Origin of the sequence: Kitasatospora sp. NPDC052868, assembly GCF_044547105.1 — a bacterium.
Taxonomy (GTDB): domain Bacteria; phylum Actinomycetota; class Actinomycetes; order Streptomycetales; family Streptomycetaceae; genus Kitasatospora.
Genome location: NZ_JBITZW010000008.1, coordinates 321982 through 342505, shown reverse-complemented (window position 1 = coordinate 342505; position 20524 = coordinate 321982). Strand labels below are relative to the sequence as shown.

At 71.6% G+C, this 20524-nt stretch carries 20 protein-coding genes and 1 pseudogene; all 21 read left to right on the top strand.

Annotated elements, in window-relative coordinates:
* The first annotated feature begins 140 nt into the window (after positions 1-140).
* The 21 genes and pseudogenes from arc (at position 141) to ACIGZJ_RS16710 (ending at position 20502) form a co-directional block, all read left to right on the top strand.
* Positions 141-1907 (top strand): proteasome ATPase, encoded by a 1767-nt coding sequence (gene arc, locus ACIGZJ_RS16810; protein ID WP_392933624.1) that lies wholly within the window; start codon positions 141-143, stop codon positions 1905-1907.
* A 268-nt stretch (positions 1908-2175) separates the two neighbouring features.
* Positions 2176-3687, top strand: coding sequence for a depupylase/deamidase Dop (dop, locus tag ACIGZJ_RS16805; RefSeq protein ID WP_392933627.1), 1512 nt, complete (start codon positions 2176-2178; stop codon positions 3685-3687).
* 174 nt (positions 3688-3861) lie between these two features.
* Complete coding sequence (locus ACIGZJ_RS16800) at positions 3862-4080, top strand: ubiquitin-like protein Pup (protein WP_387949497.1); 219 nt, start codon at positions 3862-3864, stop codon at positions 4078-4080.
* A gap of 134 nt (positions 4081-4214) precedes the next feature.
* Positions 4215-4292: pseudogene (locus ACIGZJ_RS16795) on the top strand (recombination endonuclease VII); the annotation flags it as partial.
* Positions 4289-5086, top strand: a complete 798-nt coding sequence (prcB, locus tag ACIGZJ_RS16790) for a proteasome subunit beta (protein WP_387949578.1) — start codon at positions 4289-4291, stop codon at positions 5084-5086. The pseudogene ACIGZJ_RS16795 and the gene prcB, both read left to right, overlap by 4 nt.
* Before the next feature lie 31 nt (positions 5087-5117).
* Positions 5118-5885: a proteasome subunit alpha gene (gene prcA, locus ACIGZJ_RS16785; protein WP_396457889.1), complete on the top strand. Its 768-nt coding sequence runs from the start codon at positions 5118-5120 to the stop codon at positions 5883-5885.
* 269 nt (positions 5886-6154) lie between these two features.
* Positions 6155-7516, top strand: coding sequence for a Pup--protein ligase (pafA, locus tag ACIGZJ_RS16780; protein WP_392933633.1), 1362 nt, complete (start codon positions 6155-6157; stop codon positions 7514-7516).
* Positions 7517-7644: 128 nt separating this feature from the next.
* Entirely contained in the window at positions 7645-8631 is a 987-nt protein-coding gene (locus ACIGZJ_RS16775) for an FKBP-type peptidyl-prolyl cis-trans isomerase (protein WP_396457888.1), read from the top strand.
* A 294-nt stretch (positions 8632-8925) separates the two neighbouring features.
* On the top strand, positions 8926-10239 hold the full coding sequence (locus ACIGZJ_RS16770) for an FKBP-type peptidyl-prolyl cis-trans isomerase (protein WP_396457887.1): 1314 nt from the start codon (positions 8926-8928) through the stop codon (positions 10237-10239).
* A gap of 160 nt (positions 10240-10399) precedes the next feature.
* Positions 10400-10774, top strand: a complete 375-nt coding sequence (locus tag ACIGZJ_RS16765) for an FKBP-type peptidyl-prolyl cis-trans isomerase (RefSeq protein ID WP_396457886.1) — start codon at positions 10400-10402, stop codon at positions 10772-10774.
* 178 nt (positions 10775-10952) lie between these two features.
* On the top strand, positions 10953-11966 hold the full coding sequence (locus tag ACIGZJ_RS16760; RefSeq protein ID WP_396457885.1) for a helix-turn-helix transcriptional regulator: 1014 nt from the start codon (positions 10953-10955) through the stop codon (positions 11964-11966).
* Entirely contained in the window at positions 11963-12919 is a 957-nt protein-coding gene (locus ACIGZJ_RS16755) for a helix-turn-helix transcriptional regulator (RefSeq protein ID WP_392933647.1), read from the top strand. Before ACIGZJ_RS16760 ends, ACIGZJ_RS16755 begins: the two co-directional genes overlap by 4 nt.
* A gap of 27 nt (positions 12920-12946) precedes the next feature.
* Positions 12947-13336, top strand: a complete 390-nt coding sequence (locus ACIGZJ_RS16750; protein WP_396457884.1) for a hypothetical protein — start codon at positions 12947-12949, stop codon at positions 13334-13336.
* Between the two features lie 36 nt (positions 13337-13372).
* Positions 13373-13549 carry a hypothetical protein gene (locus ACIGZJ_RS16745; RefSeq protein ID WP_387949486.1) on the top strand — a complete coding sequence of 59 codons (177 nt, stop codon included), beginning with the start codon at positions 13373-13375 and terminating at the stop codon, positions 13547-13549.
* Between the two features lie 211 nt (positions 13550-13760).
* Positions 13761-14081 (top strand): Sec-independent protein translocase subunit TatA, encoded by a 321-nt coding sequence (tatA, locus tag ACIGZJ_RS16740; RefSeq protein ID WP_396457883.1) that lies wholly within the window; start codon positions 13761-13763, stop codon positions 14079-14081.
* 161 nt (positions 14082-14242) lie between these two features.
* Positions 14243-15133, top strand: coding sequence for a twin-arginine translocase subunit TatC (gene tatC, locus ACIGZJ_RS16735; protein WP_392934646.1), 891 nt, complete (start codon positions 14243-14245; stop codon positions 15131-15133).
* Positions 15134-15263: 130 nt separating this feature from the next.
* Entirely contained in the window at positions 15264-16424 is a 1161-nt protein-coding gene (locus ACIGZJ_RS16730; RefSeq protein ID WP_396457882.1) for an NAD(P)/FAD-dependent oxidoreductase, read from the top strand.
* A 235-nt stretch (positions 16425-16659) separates the two neighbouring features.
* Entirely contained in the window at positions 16660-16974 is a 315-nt protein-coding gene (locus ACIGZJ_RS16725; protein WP_392933659.1) for a (2Fe-2S)-binding protein, read from the top strand.
* Positions 16955-18370 (top strand): NAD(P)/FAD-dependent oxidoreductase, encoded by a 1416-nt coding sequence (locus ACIGZJ_RS16720; RefSeq protein ID WP_396457881.1) that lies wholly within the window; start codon positions 16955-16957, stop codon positions 18368-18370. The genes ACIGZJ_RS16725 and ACIGZJ_RS16720 overlap by 20 nt, the downstream gene beginning before the upstream one ends.
* 97 nt (positions 18371-18467) lie before the next feature.
* On the top strand, positions 18468-19403 hold the full coding sequence (locus ACIGZJ_RS16715) for a dihydrodipicolinate synthase family protein (protein WP_396457880.1): 936 nt from the start codon (positions 18468-18470) through the stop codon (positions 19401-19403).
* Positions 19404-19497: 94 nt separating this feature from the next.
* Positions 19498-20502: a proline racemase family protein gene (locus ACIGZJ_RS16710; RefSeq protein ID WP_396457879.1), complete on the top strand. Its 1005-nt coding sequence runs from the start codon at positions 19498-19500 to the stop codon at positions 20500-20502.
* Positions 20503-20524 lie beyond the last annotated feature (22 nt).

Sequence of the window (20524 nt, the reverse complement as noted above, 5' to 3'; positions counted from 1 at the left end):
GGTATCCCCTTAGCAGAGGGGAAGCACGCGAGGGCGAAGATCGGACACGCCCGTTCCATCTTTCTTGATCTAGGGGTTTACGGACCCCTGGTCCCAGGTAGGGTCTGGAAGCGTCCAGCTCCCCGGAGGAGGTGAGGACCGTGGCAGCCCACGATGACGACTACAACCGCAGCACCGGCAGGCCCGCTCGTGGTTCCGACGAGACCGCTCAGGTCTCGTACCTTGAGCAGGAAATCGCCGTGTTGCGCCGCAAGCTCGCCGACTCGCCGCGCAATTCGAGAATCCTCGAAGAGCGGATCGTCGAGCTCCAGACCAACCTGGCCGGCGTGACCGCCCAGAACGAACGGCTCGCCTCCACCCTGCGAGAGGCCCGCGACCAGATCGTGGCCCTCAAGGAGGAAGTGGACCGGCTGGCACAGCCCCCGGCCGGATTCGGCACCTTCCTCAGCCAGAACGAGGACGGCACCGCCGACATCTTCACCGGCGGGCGCAAGCTCCGCGTGAACGTCAGCCCCAACGTCGACCTCGACGAGCTGCGGCGCGGCCAGGAGGTGATGCTCAACGAGGCCCTCAACATCGTGGACGCGATGGCCTTCGAGAGCATCGGCGACATCGTCACCCTCAAGGAGATCCTCGAGGACGGCGAACGCGCCCTGGTCGTCGGGCACACCGACGAGGAGCGGGTGGTCCGGCTCGCCGAACCGCTCCGCGAGATCACCATCCGGGCGGGGGACGCCCTGCTGCTCGAACCCCGCTCCGGCTACGTGTACGAGGTGGTGCCGAAGTCCGAGGTCGAGGAGCTGGTCCTCGAGGAGGTCCCGGACATCGACTACCGCCAGATCGGCGGTCTGGCCAACCAGATCGAGCTGATCCGGGACGCGGTCGAGCTGCCCTACCTGCACGCCGACCTCTTCAAGGAGTACGAGCTGCGCCCGCCCAAGGGGGTGCTGCTCTACGGCCCGCCCGGCTGCGGCAAGACGCTGATCGCCAAGGCGGTGGCGAACTCGCTGGCCAAGAAGGTCGCCGAGGTCACCGGCCGCCCTCAGGGCAAGAGCTACTTCCTCAACATCAAGGGCCCCGAGCTGCTCAACAAGTACGTCGGCGAGACCGAGCGGCAGATCCGCCTGGTCTTCCAGCGGGCTCGGGAGAAGGCCAGCGAGGGCACGCCCGTCATCGTCTTCTTCGACGAGATGGAGTCGCTGTTCCGCACCCGCGGCTCGGGTGTCAGCTCGGACGTGGAGAACACCATCGTCCCGCAGCTGCTGGCCGAGATCGACGGTGTGGAGGGCCTGGAGAACGTCATCGTCATCGGCGCCTCGAACCGCGAGGACATGATCGACCCGGCGATCCTGCGGCCCGGCCGGCTGGACGTCAAGATCAAGATCGAGCGTCCGGACGCCGAGGCCGCGAAGGACATCTTCTCCAAGTACCTCAAGGGCAGCCTGCCCTTCCACCCGGACGACCTCAAGGAGCACGGCAGCTCCGTCGAGGCGACGGTGGACGCGATGATCCAGGCCGTCGTCGAGCGGATGTACACCGAGACCGAGGAGAACCGCTTCCTGGAGGTCACCTACGCCAACGGTGACAAGGAGGTCCTGTACTTCAAGGACTTCAACTCCGGTGCGATGATCCAGAACATCGTCGACCGGGCGAAGAAGATGGCCATCAAGGACTTCCTCGACCACGGTCAGCGGGGCTTGCGCGTCTCCCACCTGCTCGCCGCCTGCGTGGACGAGTTCAAGGAGAACGAGGACCTGCCGAACACCACCAACCCGGACGACTGGGCCCGGATCTCCGGCAAGAAGGGCGAGCGGATCGTCTTCATCCGCACGCTGGTCACCGGGAAGCAGGGCGCCGAGTCCGGCCGCTCGATCGACACCGTCGCCAACACGGGGCAGTACCTGTAAGCGCGCGCAGTACCCGCAGGAGCACCACCCGCAGGAGCACTACCCGCAGTACCCCGGGCCGCCGGCGGTCCCCGGAGCAGCACGCACCCCGTCCGGCTGTGGCGCCTCGCGGCCCCGCAGCCGGACGGCGCGTCTCGGGGGCCGCCCGTCGGTGCGGCGTTCTAGGCTCGACCCACCGCTCGCGGCACCTCGCCGGCGTCGGTGTTGTTCAGCGGTACGTCAGCGTGTCCCGCCCGTGGGGGGCGGCACACCGGGCAAGGAGGGCCGCATGACCGTACGGCGCGTGATGGGCATCGAGACCGAGTACGGGATCTCCGTGCCCGGGCACCCCAACGCCAACGCCATGCTCACCTCGTCCCAGATCGTCAACGCGTACGCGGCGGCGATGCACCGGGCACGGCGGGCCCGCTGGGACTTCGAGGAGGAGAATCCACTGCGCGACGCCCGGGGCTTCGACCTCGCGCGCGACGTCGCGGACGCCAGCCAGTTGACCGACGAGGACATCGGCCTCGCCAATGTCATCCTCACCAACGGCGCGCGTTTCTACGTGGACCACGCGCACCCCGAGTACAGCTCGCCCGAGGTGACCAACCCTCGCGACGCCGTGCTCTGGGACAAGGCCGGCGAGCGGATCATGGCGGCCGCCGCCCAGCGCGCCCTGGAACTGCCCAACGGGCAGACCATCCACCTCTACAAGAACAACACCGACAACAAGGGCGCCTCCTACGGCACCCACGAGAACTACCTGATGAAGCGGGCGACGCCGTTCGCCGACATCGTCCGCCACCTCACCCCGTTCTTCGTCTCCCGCCAGGTGGTCACCGGCGCCGGCCGGGTCGGCATCGGCCAGGACGGCTCCGCCCACGGCTTCCAGATCAGCCAGCGCGCCGACTACTTCGAGGTCGAGGTCGGCCTGGAGACCACCCTCAAGCGGCCGATCATCAACACCCGGGACGAACCGCACGCCGACGCCGAGAAGTACCGCCGGCTGCACGTGATCATCGGGGACGCCAACCTCTCGGAGATCTCCACCTACCTGAAGCTGGGCACCACCGCCCTGGTGCTGTCGATGATCGAGGACTCCTTCATCGCCTCGGACCTCGCCGTCGACCAGCCGGTGCGCACCCTGCACCGGGTCTCCCACGACCCGACCCTCAAGCATCTGATCACCCTGCGCAACGGGCGCAAGCTCACCGCGGTCCAGCTTCAGCTGGAGTACTTCGAACTGGCCCGCAAGTACGTCGAGGACCGCTTCGGCACCGACGCGGACGAGCAGACCATCGACGTGCTGGCCCGCTGGGAGGACGTGCTGGGGCGCCTGGAGCGAGACCCGATGTCGCTCTCGCGGCAGCTGGACTGGGTCGCCAAGCGGGAGATCCTGGAGGGCTACCGCAGCCGGGACGCCGTGGAGTGGGACAACTCGCGGCTGCACCTGGTGGACCTCCAGTACAGCGACGTGCGCCCCGAGAAGGGCCTCTACAACCGCCTGGTGGCCCGCGGCAGGTTCGAGCGGCTGCTCACCGAGGCGGAGGTCGAGCGGGCCGTCTCCAAGCCCCCGGAGGACACCAGGGCGTACTTCCGCGGCCGCTGCCTCGAGCAGTACGCGGAACACGTCGCGGCGGCCTCCTGGGACTCGGTGATCTTCGACCTGCCCGGCCGGGACTCGCTGCAGCGGGTGCCCACGCTGGAGCCGCTGCGGGGGACCCGCAACCACGTCAAGGAACTGCTGGACCGCTGTCGCACGGCCGAGGACCTGCTCCGGGTCCTCTCCGGCGGGTAACTTTTCGATCACCACGGGTGAACGGCCGTCGAATGGGAATCATCCGGGGTGGCAGCGGGTGTTGGACAGGAAGCGCCACCGGCAAACCGGGAGCGGTTGTCGCACCTTGTGTATAGGGTCGGTGCAGCAAGCAGCGACCAAACCGTGCCAGACGAATCGAGCGGGGTGAGGGAAATGGCGAGCAAGGACACCGACGGCGGCCAGCAGCGGGCGAACCGCTCCTCCGAGGAGGTCGAGGAGCAGACCGCGGAAGCGCAGAATTCCGACGACCTCAAGGAACGCCAGGAAAAGCTCAGCGACGACGTCGACGCGGTTCTGGACGAAATCGACGAGGTCCTCGAGTCCAATGCCGAGGATTTCGTGCGGCAGTTCGTGCAAAAGGGCGGCCAGTAACCCCGTCCGGGCATTCAGGGAATTCTCGGTTGCGACCGTCACGGCGGGCGGGCGGCGAAGGCCGTTCGTCCGCCCGGGTCCGGCCCCAGCCACGGGTGGATAGTGATCGCCGGGCGGGTAGGGTGCGGGCAGCGCGCGCTTCAAGCTACCTGGAAGGAATCGTGTGGAAGCCAACACTCGTGGCACCGGGCGTCTACCGGCTGCCTTCCTGACCCCGGGATCCTCGTCGTTCCTCGAGTTCCTGGCGGACCACCAGCCGGAGCTGATCCCGGGCCGCCGCGGCCTGCCCGAGGGGGCCGTCGTCGAGGCCCCGCACGGGACGACGATCGTCGCCGCGGTCTTCGACAAGGGCGTGGTCATCGCCGGTGACCGCCGCGCCACCATGGGCAACGTGATCGCCCAGCGGGACATCGAGAAGGTCTTCCCGGCCGACGAGTACAGCGCGGTCGGCATCGCCGGCACCGCCGGCCTCGCGGTCGAGATGGTCCGGCTGTTCCAGCTGGAGCTGGAGCACTACGAGAAGATCGAGGGCACCGTGCTCTCCCTGGAGGGCAAGGCGAACCGCCTGACCACCATGATCCGGGGGAACCTCGGCATGGCGATGCAGGGCCTCGCGGTCGTCCCGCTGTTCGCCGGCTACGACCTCGACCTCGGCCGCGGCCGGATCTTCAACTACGACGTCACCGGCGGCCGCTCCGAGGAGCGCGGGTTCGCCGCCACCGGCTCCGGCTCGGTCTTCGCCCGGGGCTCCCTGAAGAAGCTCTACCACAAGGACCTGACGGCCCGGCAGGCCTCCACCCTGGTCGTCCAGGCCCTCTACGACGCGGCCGACGACGACTCCGCGACCGGCGGTCCGGACCTCGCCCGCAAGATCTTCCCGATCGTCTCGCTGATCACCGAGGACGGCTTCCGCCGGCTCACCGAGGCCGAGGTCTCCGAGATCGCCGTCTCGATCACCGACGAGCGCCTGATCCACCCCAACGGCCCGCAGGCCCCGCTGCTCTAGCCATCACCTACCAAGGAAGGGACGACCGCCGGTGTCGACACCGTTCTACGTCTCGCCCCAGCAGGCCATGGCGGACCGCGCGGAGTACGCCCGCAAGGGCATCGCGCGCGGTCGCAGCGTGGTCGTGCTCACCTACACCGAGGGCATCGTCTTCGTCGCGGAGAACACCTCCCGGGCGCTGCACAAGGTCTCCGAGATCTACGACAAGATCGCCTTCGCGGCGGTCGGCCGCTACAACGAGTTCGAGAACCTGCGGATCGGCGGCGTCCGCTACGCCGACCTGCGCGGCTACTCCTACGACCGGGCCGATGTCACTGCCCGGGGCCTGGCCAACGTCTACGCCCAGACGCTCGGCACCATCTTCTCCTCGGTCGGCGAGAAGCCGTACGAGGTCGAGCTGATCGTGGCCGAGGTCGGCCGCACCCCGGACGAGGACCAGATCTACCGGCTCACCCCGGACGGCTCGGTCGTCGACGAGAAGAGCTACGTGGTGGTCGGCGGCAACGCCGACTCGATCGGCAACTACCTGGGACAGCGCCACCGCAGCGGGCTGTCCCTCACCGAGGCGGTCAAGGTCGCCGTGGACTCCCTCGCCCGGGATCCCAACGGCGGCAGCCCGCGCACCCTGACCCCCGAGCAGCTGGAGGTGGCGGTGCTCGACCGCCAGCGCTTCCAGCAGCGCAAGTTCAAGCGCATCCTGGGCGGCCAGCTCGCCCGGCTGCTCGACGGGGACGAGTCCGCCGAGACGGACGACGAGGAGAAGCCGGCGGCCGCCGCGCCGGCGGACGAGTCGGACTAGCAAGACGGGAGTGGTCCCGTACGGCGGCTGTCCGCCGCCGTACGGGGCCTCCCCGGAGGCCCTCTCAGAGAACGGATGCCTCGTGACTCCTCACCGACGGTCGAGACCGCGGGACTCCGAGCCTGCCTGACGGCCGGCCCCGGACAAGCCCTGCCCGCCGCCGAAGCAGGGGATCAGCCTTCAAGGCCTGCTGCGGCCTGGCGCCGCAGAGTTCAGGATCCCGATCCGCTCACCGGCCACAACCGGTGATTCCTTCGAAAGAAGGTGCCATGGACCGCCGAATTTTCGGGCTGGAGAACGAGTACGGAGTCACCTGCACATTCCGGGGGCAGCGACGGCTGTCGCCGGACGAGGTGGCCCGGTACCTCTTCCGCCGCGTTGTCTCCTGGGGCCGCAGCAGCAACGTCTTCCTGCGCAACGGGGCCCGGCTTTACCTCGACGTCGGCTCCCACCCCGAGTACGCCACCCCCGAGTGCGACGACGTCGTGGAGCTGGTGACGCACGACAAGGCGGGCGAGCGCATCCTCGAAGGGCTTCTGGTGGACGCCGAGCGGCGGCTGCACGAGGAGGGCATCGCGGGCGACGTCTACCTGTTCAAGAACAACACCGACTCGGCCGGCAACTCCTACGGCTGCCACGAGAACTACCTGGTGGCCCGGCACGGCGAGTTCTCCCGGCTGGCGGACGTGCTGATCCCCTTCCTGGTGACCCGGCAGCTGATCTGCGGGGCCGGCAAGGTGCTGCAGACCCCGCGGGGCGCGGTGTACTGCGTCAGCCAGCGGGCCGAGCACATCTGGGAGGGGGTCAGCTCCGCGACCACCCGCTCCCGCCCGATCATCAACACCCGTGACGAGCCGCACGCCGACGCCGAGCGGTACCGCCGGCTGCACGTGATCGTCGGCGACTCCAACATGTCCGAGACCACCACCCTGCTCAAGGTCGGCGCCACCGACCTGGTGCTGCGGCTGATCGAGGCCGGCGTGGTGATGCGCGACCTCACCCTGGAGAACCCGATCCGGGCGATCCGCGAGGTCAGCCACGACCTCACCGGCACCCACCAGGTGCGGCTCGCCAACGGCCGGGAGGCCTCCGCCCTGGACATCCAGGAGGAGTACTTCACCAAGGCGCTGGAGTTCGCGGACCGCAAGGGCATCAACACCGGCACCATCGCCACGGTGCTGGAGCTCTGGGGCCGCACCCTGGAGGCCGTCCGCACCGAGAACCTCGACTCGGTGGCCACCGAGATCGACTGGATCATGAAGTACAAGCTCATCGAGCGCTACCGGGCCAAGCACGAGATGAGCATGTCCAACCCGCGGGTGGCCCAGATCGACCTCGCGTACCACGACATCCACCGCCGGCGCGGGCTGTTCTACCTGCTCCAGGGCAAGGGCCAGGCGAAGCGGGTGTCCACGGACCTCAAGACCTTCGAGGCCAAGTCGATCCCGCCGCAGACCACCCGGGCCCGGCTGCGCGGGGACTTCATCCGCCGGGCGCAGGAGCAGCGCCGGGACTTCACGGTGGACTGGGTGCACCTGAAGCTGAACGACCAGGCCCAGCGGACGGTGCTCTGCAAGGACCCGTTCCGCTCGGTGGACGAGCGGGTGGAGAAGCTGATCGCGGGGATGTGAGCGGCCCCGGCCCCGATGTGATCTTTGCGGTGTCCGGCCCCGGCGTTGTCTACCGGGGCCGGACACCGCCTGGGCATACGCTGTCCGTCGAGTCCGGAGACCGACTTTGACCGACAGTTAGGAACACCGTGCGTCGCACCGCCGGTTTGCTTCTCACCCTGCCGCTGCTGCTGGCGGTCGCCTGCAGCAGCTCCACCAAGGCGGCCAGCCCGGCCTCGCCCACGGCGTCCAGCGCGGCCCCCACCGTGCCGTCGCCGGTGAGCGAGGCCTCGCCGATGCCGACGCTGTCCGGTGGCGGGTTCGGAAGCAAGGCCACCATCACCCTCCCCGAGGGCCAGCCCAGCGGCCAGTTCGTGGTGAACACCGTCAGCGAGGGCGACCGCTCCACGGTCAACAAGGGCGACTGGGTGACGGTCAACTACACGGCGAAGGACTGGACGACCGGCAAGGACCTGCCGAGCTCCTACGACGAGGGCGGCAAGCCGCAGCTGTACCAGGCCGGCAGCGGGCAGCTGGTGCCCGCCTTCGACCAGAGCGTGCTCGGCAAGAAGGTCGGCAGCCGGCTGCTGGTGGTGGCGCCGCCGGCCGCCGCGTTCGGCAGCCAGGGCAACACTCAGCTCGGGGTGGCCGGCGGGGACACCGTGGTGTTCGTGCTGGACATCATGGAGAGCCTGCCGCAGGACTCCACGCTCTCGGGCGCGATGACCCAGCCGCCGGCGACGCTGCCGCAGGTGAAGGACAACGGCAAGGCCGCGGTGACGATCACCATTCCGCCCGGCCAGCCGGCGCCCACCGAACTCCAGCAGGCGGTGCTGATCAAGGGCGAGGGCAAGCAGGTCAAGAGCGGGCAGACCCTGGTGGTGCAGTACACCGGGGTGCTCTGGAGCAACGGCCAGCAGTTCGACTCGTCCTGGAGCCACGGCGGTGCGCAGGCGCTGCAGATCGGCACCGGCAGCGTGATCGAGGGCTGGGACAAGGGCCTGGTCGGGCAGACCGTGGGCAGCAGGGTCGAGCTGGTGGTGCCGCCGGCCCTCGGTTACAAGGACAGCGCCCAGGGCTCGGTGCCGCCGAACTCGACCCTGGTGTTCGTGATCGACATCCTTGAGGCGGTGTAGGTCCGGACCGGGCCCAGCGGCCCAGGCCCTGCCCGGGGCGGTCCGGCGGTTCTCGCCATGCACCTGGCGGGAATTGTTCCGATGCGCCCTAGGAAGCGACGGGGTGGATTCCGTACGCTTGGGCGGGCGCTCGCACAAGGAAGCGTCCGCCCTCATCCTGACCTGTCATACTGCCCTCGCACTGTGGTAGGCGCCGCCGATGTGCGGGGTCCGGGCGGCAGTGCGACCGCACCCCGGCGATCACGACGCCGGCCGTAGACCTCGAAGACCTCGTGGCGAGATGGATGGGGAGTCATGTCTGAGAAAGCGTCGAGCCCGGGCGGGGCCGGCACCGCGAACGGAAACTCCGCCGGGGACCCGGCAGACTCGCGGCCCGGCGGTCCGCTTCCGGGCGACGGCGAGTCGATCGTCGTACCGCCGTCGATCCTGAAGCAGCAGGCGGGCTGGGCCCAGCCCGGCCAGGCCCCGCGGCCGGTCGGTGGGACGAAGACCGAGGACACCCCGCAGATCTTCGCGTCGAACGTGCGCCGCCAGGACAGCTCCGAGGCCGGCTACGACGAGAACCCGCCCGGGGTCGGCCGACTCGGTGTGATCCTCGGCACCGTGCTCGCCGTGCTGCTGGTCGGCAGCGGCATCACGCTGTACGTGGTCAACCGCGACGGCGGCGACAAGGCCGACACGGCCGCCAAGCCGGACGCCGCCAAGAGCGCCCCGGCCACGCCGACCGCCGACCCGGTGCCGCCGATCAAGGACAGCGCCAAGGTGATGCCGACGATCACCGGCGCGTTCGGCACCAAGGCCGGCATCGAGGTGCCCGCCGAGCAGTCCGACGGCAGCTTCGTGGTGAAGGTCCTCTCCGAGGGCACCGGCGCCAAGGTCGAGAAGAACTCCTGGACCTCGGTCGACTACACCGCCAAGGACTGGACGACCGGCAAGGACATCCCCAGCTCGTACGACGACAAGGGCAAGCAGCAGATCTTCCAGGCCGGCATGGACGCGCTGATCCCGGCGCTGGACCAGGCCGTGCTCGGCAAGAAGGCCGGCAGCCGGCTGCTCGTGGTGGCCCCGCCGGCCGCCGCGTTCGGCTCGCAGGGCAACCCGAGCATGTCGATCGGCGCCAAGGACAACCTGGTGTTCGTCATCGACATCCGCAACAGCAACGCCCCGGACGCCGTGGTCAGCGGCACCGTCACCCCGCCGCCCGCGGACTTCCCGCAGGTCAAGGACAACGGCAAGAAGCCGGCCGACATCACCCCGGTCGCCGGCGCCGCCGACCCGACCGAGCTGAAGTCCCACGTCCTGATCAAGGGCACCGGCCCCAAGGTGGAGAAGGGCGAGAAGGTCGTCGTCCAGTACACCGGCGCGCTGTTCAAGGACGGCAAGGTCTTCGACTCCTCGCTGAGCAAGGGCCAGGCGTTCTCCTTCCCGGTCGGCGGCGGCCAGGTCATCGCCGGCTGGGACCAGGGCCTGGAGGGCCAGACCGTGGGCAGCCGGGTCGAGCTGGTGATCCCCGCCTCGCTCGGTTACAAGGACCAGGCGCAGGGCGACATCCCGGCCAACTCCACCCTGGTGTTCGTGGTCGACATCCTGGATGCGGGCGTCGGCTGATCCACTTTCGGGTGACAATGGTGTGCGTGTGACCTTCGGGTCCGGCCGCGTGGCCGGGCCCGGACGGGCGGCGGGCGCCCGTACCGTGGTCCGGGAACGGACCGGGTGCGGGCGCCCGCCGCTTGGTCATGAATGGAACCAATCGCGAGAAGAGGCAGCAGTGAGCAACAAGACGAAGCCGGAGATCGACTTCCCGGTCGGCGACGCGCCGACCGAGCTGAAGATCCGCGACATCGAGGTCGGCACCGGCGAGGAGGCCAAGCCCGGCCAGGTCGTCGAGGTGCACTATGTCGGTGTCACCTTCGAGTCGGGCGAGGAGTTCGACGCCAGCTGGAACCGCGGCAGCAGCTTCAAGTTCCCGCTCGGTGGCGGCCGCGTCATCAAGGGCTGGGACCAGGGCGTCGCCGGCATGAAGGTCGGCGGCCGCCGCGAGCTGACCATCCCGGCCCACCTGGCCTACGGCAACCAGTCGCCGAGCCCGCTCATCCCGGCCGGCTCGACCCTGATCTTCGTGGTCGACCTGCTCGGCGTCTGACACCGTCCGACACCGGCCGCTCCACCGGGCCGCACCCCGCCTGCGGGGTGCGGCCCGCGGCATTTCCGGACGCGGCTTTTGCACTGCGTACCGCTACCGGTACGGTCGGTCCCGCCGGGTCGACAATTGCCCGGCGGGCGCACCCCGCGCGCGGCGCGGCACACCGGAAGGGTCAGCGATGGCGATCGCCAAGGCAGAGCGGCTGATGAATCTCGCCCTGTGCCTGATGAACACCAGACGGCCGCTCTCCAAGAAGGAGCTGCGGGAATCCATCGAGGCGTACCGCGAGGCCTGGCAGAACAGCAGCGAGGACGCCTTCAACCGGATGTTCGAGCGGGACAAGGACGACCTGCGCGAACTCGGTCTGGTCATCGACGTCGACGAGAACGCCCTCGACGGCGAACTCGGCTACCTCGCCCGCGCCGACCGCAACCGCCTGCCGGAGATCGCCCTCGACGCCGAGGAGGCCGCGGCCCTCACCCTGGCCGCCCGCGTCTGGCAGCAGGCCAAGATGTCCGGCGCCGCCAGCGGAGCCCTGCAGAAGCTGCGCGCGGCCGGCGTCCCCTTTACCGAGACCGAGGGCCGCACCGCCCTGGAGCCGCGCATCCCCGCCCGCGAGGCCGCCTTCGAGCCGCTGCTCACCGCCGCCCGCGACCGCCGCCCGGTCACCTTCGAGTACCGCAAGGCCGGCGCCGCCACCGCCGAGCAGCGCAGCGTCGAGCCCTGGGCCCTGGAGTGCTGGCGCGGCCACTGGTACCTGGCCGGCTGGGACCGCGACCGCGGCGACGCCCGGGTGTTCCGGCTCAGCCGGATCACCGCCAAGGTCCGCGCCCGCAGCGGCGCCTTCCTCGGCGCCGTACCCGAGCACGTGGACGTCCGCGCCACCGTCGCCAAGTTCGCCGGCGAGGGCGCCACCGCGACCGCCGCCGTCAAGGTCCGCCGCGGCGCCGGGTTCCCGCTGCGCACCAAGGCGCTCAGCACCCGCCGGATCGACGAGGCCTGGGACGAGCTGGAGATCCCGTACGGCAACGGGCTGGGCGCCGACCTCGCCGAGTTCGGACCGGACGTCCTGGTCCTCGGGCCGGAGGAGCTGCGCGCCGACGTGATCGAGCGGCTGCGCGCGGTGGCCGCCGTTGAACCGGTCACCGCCGTGGAGCCGGTCACCGCCGTTGGAGAGGGAGCACAGGCATGAGCAACGCCATCGACCAGACCCGCCGGATGCTCTCGCTGGTCACCTACCTGCGCGAACGGCCGGGCGCCGAGGTGGCCGAGGTGGCCCGCGCCTTCGGCATCACCGAACGCGAGCTGATCGGCGACCTCAACGTGCTGCCCATGTGCGGCACCAGCTTCCGCGGCGGTGACCTGCTCGACATCGACACCGACGGCGAGCGGATCTGGTGGCACAACGTCGACGACGTCGCCCAGCCGCTGCGCCTGGCCGCCGACGAGGCGACCGCGCTGCTGGTCGCCGCCCGCGCGGTGGCCGGCCTGCCCGGACTGCGGGCGGGTGACCGCGAGGCGCTCACCCGGGCCGTCGCCAAGATCGAGAACGCCGCCGGGGACAGCGCCGAGGGCAGCGCCCGGGTCGGCGTCACCTTCGAGGCCGAGAGCCACGTCTTCGCCGACATCGACCGCGCGCTCAGCGAGGGCCGCCGGCTCTGGCTGCGCTACTACTCGCACGGGCGCGGCGGGATGACCGAGCGCGAGGTCGACCCGATCCGACTGCTCACCGAGGGCCACACCTACCTCGAGGCCTGGTGCCGGACCTCCGAGGACCACCGGATGTTCCGGCTCGACCGGGTCGCCGAGATCAAGGTGCTCGACGCCCCCGCCGACCCGCCGCGCCGGGAGCCCCGTGACCTCTCCGGCGGACTGGTCAACCCCTCCGCCGACGACCCCGAGGTGGTCGTCGAGGTGACCTCCGGCGGCCGCTGGGTCGCCGAGTACTACACCCACGACCGCGCCGAGGAACTCCCCGACGGCGGGCTGCGGATCACCCTGCGCAGCGCCGACCCCTCCCAGCTGCGCCCGCTGGCGCTGCGGCTGGGCCGGGACGGCCGGATCGTCTCCCCGCCCGAGCTCGTCGAGCAGGCGCGTTCGGCGGCGCTGGAGGCGCTGGCCGGGTACGGGGACGGACGGGACTGAGCCGTGGAGCCGGGTACCAGATTCAAGGTGTACTGCTCGGAGTGCCGCGAGAAGGTGGAGCTGCCGGCGGAGGAGTTCCGCCTGACCTTCGGTCGGACTCCGGACCAGGCCCACTACAGCTTCGGCTGCCCGCTCTGCGGGGCGGCGGTGCGCAAGGCCGCCGGCGAGAAGATCGTCGCGGCGCTGACCGGCGCCGGGGTGCGCACCATGCGGCTCGTCCCGGTGGAGGGCGCCGCTACGGCGGGCGCGGTCGGCCCGGGCGCGGTCGGCCCGGCCGCGGGCGGACCGCAGTTCGGCGGACCGCAGTCGGGCGGCGGGCAGGCCAGGGGCGCGGGCCAGGGCGCTGTCCAGGGCGGGAACGTCGTCCAGGCCGGGGGACTGTTCCCGGGCGGGGGACTCGTCCCGGCCGAGGGCTGAGCAGGGCCACCGGGCCCGGCGGATAGGGTGGTGCGCATGTCCTGGATGCTCGTCGCCGCCGTACTGCTCGCCACCGCCGGGCTGCTGGTCCTCGGGGTCCTCGCGGTCCGGCTCTGGCTGGACGTGCGGGCCCTGGCCAAGGGAGTGGACGCCGCCTCCCGGGCGCTGGCCGAGGCGGCCGGCGACCTCGCCGCGGCGGTGCCCGGGCGCTGAGGCGCCGGGTGAGCCGTACCACGGCCCGGCCGTGAGCGGTACGGGGGCTGATGCGCGCGGGGGGCGTCGGGTTACCCTCTCAGCAGGCTCCTGAGGTGCGACGGGGGCCGCTGTCCCGTTCGGGCGGCCGTCGTCCAGGTGTCACCCGCAGCGGTTACCATCCCCGCAGCGGGCGGCCTGTCGGTGCCGCCATGACTGAAGGTGGTCGAGCATGCGGATCTCGCCGACCGCGATCCTGGTGGTCGTGGTCCTTGCCATTCTGCTTTTCGGCGCCAAGCGGCTGCCCGATCTGGCGCGCTCGCTCGGCCAGTCGCTGCGGATCCTGAAGAGCGAGACCAAGGCGATGCGCTCCGACGGCGCGCAGGACGCCGACGCGCCGGCCCAGCCGCCCGCGTCCGCGGTGGGCGCCGAGTCCGGGACGGCCAGGACCATCCAGGCCGCCCCCGGCGCGTCCGCGACGGCCCGGCCGGTGGCCGAGCCTGCCTCCGGACAGTCCGCGCACTCCGCCCCGGACGGCGGACAACCGCGGTGAGCGGCACGCCCGCCGCAGGTGCGGCGGGCGATCCACGTACGGGACGTGCCGCACGTGACCATGGAGGCCCGCCGACCGGCGGGCCTCGACGCACGAGTTGAGGACCGGGGTTGAGCAAGCTCTCCAAGGCGTCGAAGGCGCCCAAGGATCCTGACGGGCGGATGGCGCTCGCCGACCACCTGCGGGAACTGCGGAACCGCGTGGTCAAGTCGGTCCTGGCGATCGTGATCGTCACGATCGTTGCGGCGATCTACCACAAGCAGATCGAGGACTTCCTGCTGAAGCCCCTGCCGCACTGCACGCCGGAGACCTCCTCCCAGTTCCACGGCAAGTGCGCCCAGGTCTCCAACATCGGTCTGACCGCCGGTTTCACCTGGATGCTCAAGGTGTCGCTGACGGCCGGTGTGGTCGCGGCCGTGCCGATCTGGCTCTACCAGGTGTGGGCCTTCATCGCGCCCGGCCTGCACAAGCACGAGAAGAAGTACACGGTCATCTTCATGGCCTGCGGGGCGCCGCTGTTCCTGGCCGGCGTGAGCTGCGCCATCCTGGTGCTGCCGACCACGGTCGACGTGCTGATCTCGTTCACGCCGAACAACACCACGCCGATCCTGCCACCCGAGGACTACCTCGACATCGCCACCCGGATGGTGCTGGTCTTCGGCCTCGCCTTCGAGTTCCCGCTGCTCCTGGTGATGCTGAACATCGTCGGCATGGTCACCGGCAGGCGGCTGCTCGGCTGGTGGCGCGGCATCGTGATGGCCATCACCGTGTTCGCCGCCTTCGCGACGCCGAGCGCCGATCCGGTCAGCATGCTGGTGCTCGCCGCACCGATCTGGGCGCTGTACTTCGTCGCGGTCGGGATCGCCATCGTGAACGACAAGCGCAAGGCCAGGCGCAACCCGGACCTCGCGCTGGACGACGAGGAGGCCTCGCAGCTGGACCTCAGCGTCCAGCCGGTCTCCGGGGCGGAGGCGGTGGAGGCCTCCACGGCGCCGGTGGCGAGCGCACCGGTGCCGGCCGCCCGCCACGAGCAGATGGACGACATCACCTGATCGGCCGGTGATCGTCTCGTCAAGGAGCCCCGGTCCGCCGAGTGTCGGCTGGCCGGGGCTTCTTTGCGTCGGTTTGGCCGTTCGGCGGGGCGGTCTTGGCAGGCGGGATGGCATGTGACATATTACTGACGTGCCCAAGTCCAAGACCTCCCTGGATGTCGTCGTGGTCGGTGCCGGCGTGGTCGGTGCCGCCTGCGCCTACTACGCCGCCCGCGCCGGACTCTCCGTCGCCGTCGTCGACCGCGGCCCGGTCGCCGGCGGCACCACCGGGGCCGGTGAGGGCAACCTCCTGGTCTCCGACAAGGAGCCCGGCCCCGAGCTGGACCTCGCGCTGTTCAGTACCGGGCTCTGGACCGGGCTCGCCGAAACCCTCGGCGAACACGTCGAGTACGAGCCGAAGGGCGGCCTGGTGGTCGCGGCGACCCCGGCCCGGCAGGACGCCCTGCGCGCCTTCGCCGCCGAGCAGGCCGCGGTCGGCGTCGTCGCCGAGGAGATCCCCGGCGAACGGCTGCAGGAGCTCGAACCGCACCTCGCATCCGGCCTGGCCGGCGGCTTCCTCTACCCGCAGGACGCCCAGGTCCAGCCCGCCCTGGCCGCCGCCCACCTGCTGCGGGCCGCCCGCCGCGACGGTGCGCTGCTGTACACCGGCGAGACGGTCGGGGCGGTGCGGACCGGGCCGGACGGCGCCGTGCTCGGCGTCGACACCGACCGGCGCAGGCTGGACGCGCCCGCCGTGGTCAACGCGGCCGGCACCTGGGGCGGCGAGCTGGCCGCCCTGGCCGGGGTGCACCTGCCGGTGCTGCCGCGGCGCGGATTCGTCCTGGTGACCGAGCCGCTGCCGCGGATCGTCCGGCGCAAGGTCTACGCCGCCGACTACGTCGCGGACGTCGCCAGCGGGTCGGCGGCGCTGCAGACCTCGGCGGTCGTCGAGGGCACGCCGGGCGGGCCGGTGCTGATCGGCGCCAGCCGGGAGCGGGTCGGCTTCGACCGGACGCTCTCGGTGGAGGTGCTGAACCGGCTCGCGGCGCAGGCCGCCGCGCTGTTCCCCGTCCTGGCGGATGTGAACGTGCTGCGCGCCTACCGGGGCTTCCGGCCGTACCTGCCCGACCACCTGCCCGCGATCGGGGCCGACCCGCGGGTGCCCGGGCTCTACCACGCCTGCGGGCACGAGGGCGCGGGCATCGGGCTGGCCCCGGCCACCGGGCTGCTGATCAGCGAGCAGCTGGTGGGGAAGGCGCCCTCGCTGGACCTCACGCCCTTCAGGGCGGACCGGTTTCCGGTCGCCGCTTGACCGTCGGTGCACTTTGCAAAGAGTCTGATGACTTTGCAAAGTGGATAGCCACTTTGCAAAGTGCACCGACGGGCGATCCGGGACCGGCCCCCGGCTCATGACCTGCCCCATGCCCCGCCCCCTGTCCTGCTCGGCACCGTTGCGCAGCACCGTTGCCCTGCACCTAGCTCAGCACCTCGCTCAGCACCTCGCTCAGCACCCGCTCAGCCTCCCGATCGGAACGGAGACGCCGCCGATGCGCCGAACCCCCGCCGCCCTGGTCAGGGCGGTACCCGGCACCGCCCACACCATCGAGTTCGACGGGCGACCGGTGACCGCACTGCCCGGGCAGTCGATCGCCGCCGCCCTGTGGGCGGACGGCGTGCTGGCCTGGCGCACCACCCGGGTCGGCGGCAGGCCGCGCGGGGCGTTCTGCGGAATCGGCGCCTGCTTCGACTGCCTGGCGGTCGTCGACGGCCGCCCCAACCAGCGGACCTGTCTGATCCCCGCCGAGCCCGGCACCACCGTCACCACCCAGGAGGGCAACGGCCGTGCCGACCTCGCCGTCTGACGCCCGCCGCCCCGGGTACGACCTCGCGGTGATCGGAGCCGGCCCGGCCGGCCTCGCCGCCGCCGTCACCGCCGCCGACCTCGGGCTGCGCTGCGCCCTGCTCGACGCGGGCCCGCGCACCGGCGGCCAGTACTACCGCCACCCCGCGCCCGGTCTCGGCGCCGCCCGGCCGGACCGGCTGCACCACGGCTGGTCCGTCTACACCGGGCTGGCCGACCGGCTCGCCGCACACCAGGAGATCGGCCTGGTCGACTTCCTGGGCGGACACCAGGTCTGGGCGCTGGAGCGAACCGGCGAGGCGGCCGACGCCTGGGCGGTGCACGTCACGCTCGGCGCGCAGGCCGAGGAGCGGGCGACCGTCCGGGCCCGCGCCGTCCTGCTGGCCACCGGGGCCTACGAGCGGCAGCTGCCGTTCCCCGGCTGGACGCTGCCCGGCGTGGTCACCGCCGGCGGAGCGCAGGCGATGCTCAAGGCGGGCCTGGTCCTGCCGGGCCGACGGATCGTGGTGGCCGGCAGTGGACCGCTGCTGCTGGCGGCAGCATCCTCCCTGGTCACCGCCGGGGCCGAGGTGCCCGCGGTGGTCGAGGCCACCGACTACCTCGGCTACGCCCGGCGCCCCGGCGTGCTGGCCGCCGTCCCGGCCAAGCTCGTCGAGGGCGCCGGCCACGGCACCGCCCTGCTGCGCCACGGCGTCCGGCTGCGTCGCCGCAGCGCCGTCGTGGAGGCGCACGGCACCGACCGCGTCACCGCCGTCACGGTGGCCCGGTTGGACGCCGACTGGCGGCCGGTGCCCGGCACCGAGCGGCGGATCGCCTGCGACGCCGTCGCCGTCGGCCACGGACTGCTGCCGCAGATCGAGCTGGCCGTCGAGCTGGGCGCCGACACCCGGGCCGTCGCCGACGGCGCGGTCGCGCTGAAGGTCGACGCCCGGATGCGCACCACCGTCCCCGGCCTCTGGGCGGCGGGCGAGACCTGCGGCGTCGGCGGCGCCGACCTGGCGATCGCCGAGGGGGAGCTGGCCGCGCACGCCGTGGCCGACCGGCTCCCGCACGCCGCCCTGCTGCGCCGCCGCTCCCGGCTTCGGGCCTTCGCCGACCTGATGGCCGCCGCCCACCGCCCCGGCCCCGGCTGGACGGGGTGGCTGCGCCCGGACACCGACGTCTGCCGCTGCGAGGAGGTCCCCGCGGCCCGGATCACGGAGGCCGTGGAGGAGCTGGGCGCCGGCGACGCCCGGACGGTCAAGCTGCTCACCCGGGCCGGGATGGGCTGGTGCCAGGGCCGGATGTGCGGTCCGGCCGTGGCCGCGCTGGCCGGCGGCGGGGAACCGACCGCCGACCGGCGCCCGCTGGCCTGTCCGGTGCCGCTCTCGCAGCTCGCCGCAGGCGCACCGGACTGACCTGGACCCCGTTTCCCGGCCGGATCGCACCCGGTCGGGAAACGGCTTTCGAACCCGCGGGCGTAGGCACTTGCCCTCGCCCGCGCCCTCTAATAAAATGTCACACCTCACCAAGGAGTCCCTCGTGTCCAACACCCCGTACGACACCACTCGTCCTTGGCGCGGCGTCATGGTCGCCACCACGATCCCGCTGCGCTCGGACCTCTCCGTCGACTACGACGCCTACGCCGACCACGTCCGCTGGCTGATCGACTCCGGCTGCGACGGCGTCGTCCCCAACGGCTCGCTGGGGGAGTACCAGACCCTCACCGACGAGGAGCGCCGCCGGATCGTCGCGGTCGCCGTCGAGGCGGCCGGCGACGGCGCCCGCGTCATGCCCGGCGTGGCCGCCTACGGCAGCGCCGAGTCCCGCCGCTGGGCCGAGCACGCGGCCGAGGCCGGCGCCGGCTCCGTCCTGCTGCTGCCGCCGAACGCCTACCGCGCCGACGAGGCCATCGTCCGCGCCCACTACGCCGAGGTCGCCAAGGCCGGCGTGCCGATCGTGGCGTACAACAACCCGTACGACACCAAGGTCGACCTGGTCCCGTCGCTGCTCGCGAAGCTGCACGCCGAGGGCTCGATCGTGGCGGTCAAGGAGTTCAGCGGCGACGTCCGCCGGGCGTACGAGATCGCCGAGCTGGCCCCCGGGCTGGACCTGCTGATCGGCGCCGACGACGTGCTGCTGGAGCTGGCCGTGGCCGGCGCCGTCGGCTGGATCGCCGGCTACCCGAACGCCCTGCCGGAGGCCACCGTCGCGCTCTACCGCGCCGCGGTCGCCCGCGACCTGGACGTCGCGCTGCCGCTCTACAAGGCGCTGCACCCGCTGCTGCGCTGGGACTCCAAGACCGAGTTCGTCCAGGCGATCAAGCTCTCCCAGGACATCGCCGGCCGCCCCGGCGGCCCGACCCGGCCGCCGCGCCTGCCGCTGTCCCCGGAGATCGAGACGGCCGTCCGCGCGGCCACCGAGAAGGCGCTCGCCGAGGGCCTCGCGTAGTACGCGCGCAGCTCGACAAGCCCGGGATCGGCCGGCTGCGGGGGCAGCCGGCCCGGCCCCACCACCCCCCCCACCCGACGGGAGTCACACCCACATGCGCAGCCGCCACGTGTTCCACGCCGTCGACTCGCACACCGAGGGCATGCCCACCCGGGTCATCACCGGAGGGTTCGGGGTCATCCCCGGCGCCACGATGGCCGAGCGCCGGGTGCACTTCCAGCAGCACCTGGACCACTTCCGCACGCTGCTGATGTACGAGCCCCGCGGCCACGCCGCGATGAGCGGCGCGATCCTGCAGCCGCCGACCCGGCCGGACGCGGACTTCGGCGTGCTCTACATCGAGGTGTCCGGCCTCCTGCCGATGTGCGGGCACGGCACCATCGGCGTCGCCACCGTCCTGGTGGAGACCGGCATGGTCCCCGTGGTGGAGCCGGTCACCACCATCCGGCTGGACACCCCCGCCGGACTGGTCGTCGCCGAGGTGCAGGTCGAGGACGGCGCGGCCAAGGCCGTCACGATCCGCAACGTGGCCTCGTACAGCGTCGCGCTGGACCGGAAGATCGAGGTGCCCGGATACGGCACGGTCGGCTACGACCTCGCCTACGGCGGCAACTTCTACGCCATCCTGCCGCTCGCCGAGTTCGGGCTGCCGTTCGAGCGCGAGCGCAAGCAGGACATCCTGGACGCGGGCCTGGCCTTGATGGACGCGATCAACTCGGGCCCGGACCGGCCGGTGCACCCCGACAACCCGTCCATCCACAGCTGCCACCACGTCCAGCTGCTCGCTCCCGGCTCCACCGCCGAGCACTCCCGGCACGCGATGGCCATCCACCCCGGCTGGTTCGACCGCTCGCCCTGCGGCACCGGCACCTCCGCGCGGATGGCCCAGCTGCACGCGCGCGGCGAACTGCCGATCGGCCGGGACTTCCGCAACGACTCCTTCATCGGGACGACCTTCACCGGTCGCCTGGTCGAGGAGACCGAGGTGGCCGGGCACCCCGCAGTGGTGCCCACCGTCACCGGACGGGCCTGGGTCACCGGCACCGCCCAGTACTTCCTCGACCCGAGCGACCCGTTCCCGGCCGGGTTCCTGCTCTGAACCGCCTGAACACCCTGAAGGG

Excerpts from the sequence above, each read along its gene's own strand:
- dop (WP_392933627.1), top strand. The coding sequence starts at position 2,176 with ATGACCGTACGGCGCGTGATGGGCATCGAGACCGAGTACGGGATCTCC.
- ACIGZJ_RS16800 (WP_387949497.1), top strand. The coding sequence starts at position 3,862 with ATGGCGAGCAAGGACACCGACGGCGGCCAGCAGCGGGCGAACCGCTCC.
- pafA (WP_392933633.1), top strand. The coding sequence starts at position 6,155 with ATGGACCGCCGAATTTTCGGGCTGGAGAACGAGTACGGAGTCACCTGC.
- ACIGZJ_RS16770 (WP_396457887.1), top strand. The coding sequence starts at position 8,926 with ATGTCTGAGAAAGCGTCGAGCCCGGGCGGGGCCGGCACCGCGAACGGA.
- ACIGZJ_RS16760 (WP_396457885.1), top strand. The coding sequence starts at position 10,953 with ATGGCGATCGCCAAGGCAGAGCGGCTGATGAATCTCGCCCTGTGCCTG.
- ACIGZJ_RS16755 (WP_392933647.1), top strand. The coding sequence starts at position 11,963 with ATGAGCAACGCCATCGACCAGACCCGCCGGATGCTCTCGCTGGTCACC.
- ACIGZJ_RS16745 (WP_387949486.1), top strand. The coding sequence starts at position 13,373 with ATGTCCTGGATGCTCGTCGCCGCCGTACTGCTCGCCACCGCCGGGCTG.
- tatA (WP_396457883.1), top strand. The coding sequence starts at position 13,761 with ATGCGGATCTCGCCGACCGCGATCCTGGTGGTCGTGGTCCTTGCCATT.
- tatC (WP_392934646.1), top strand. The coding sequence starts at position 14,243 with ATGGCGCTCGCCGACCACCTGCGGGAACTGCGGAACCGCGTGGTCAAG.
- ACIGZJ_RS16725 (WP_392933659.1), top strand. The coding sequence starts at position 16,660 with ATGCGCCGAACCCCCGCCGCCCTGGTCAGGGCGGTACCCGGCACCGCC.
- ACIGZJ_RS16715 (WP_396457880.1), top strand. The coding sequence starts at position 18,468 with ATGTCACACCTCACCAAGGAGTCCCTCGTGTCCAACACCCCGTACGAC.
- ACIGZJ_RS16710 (WP_396457879.1), top strand. The coding sequence starts at position 19,498 with ATGCGCAGCCGCCACGTGTTCCACGCCGTCGACTCGCACACCGAGGGC.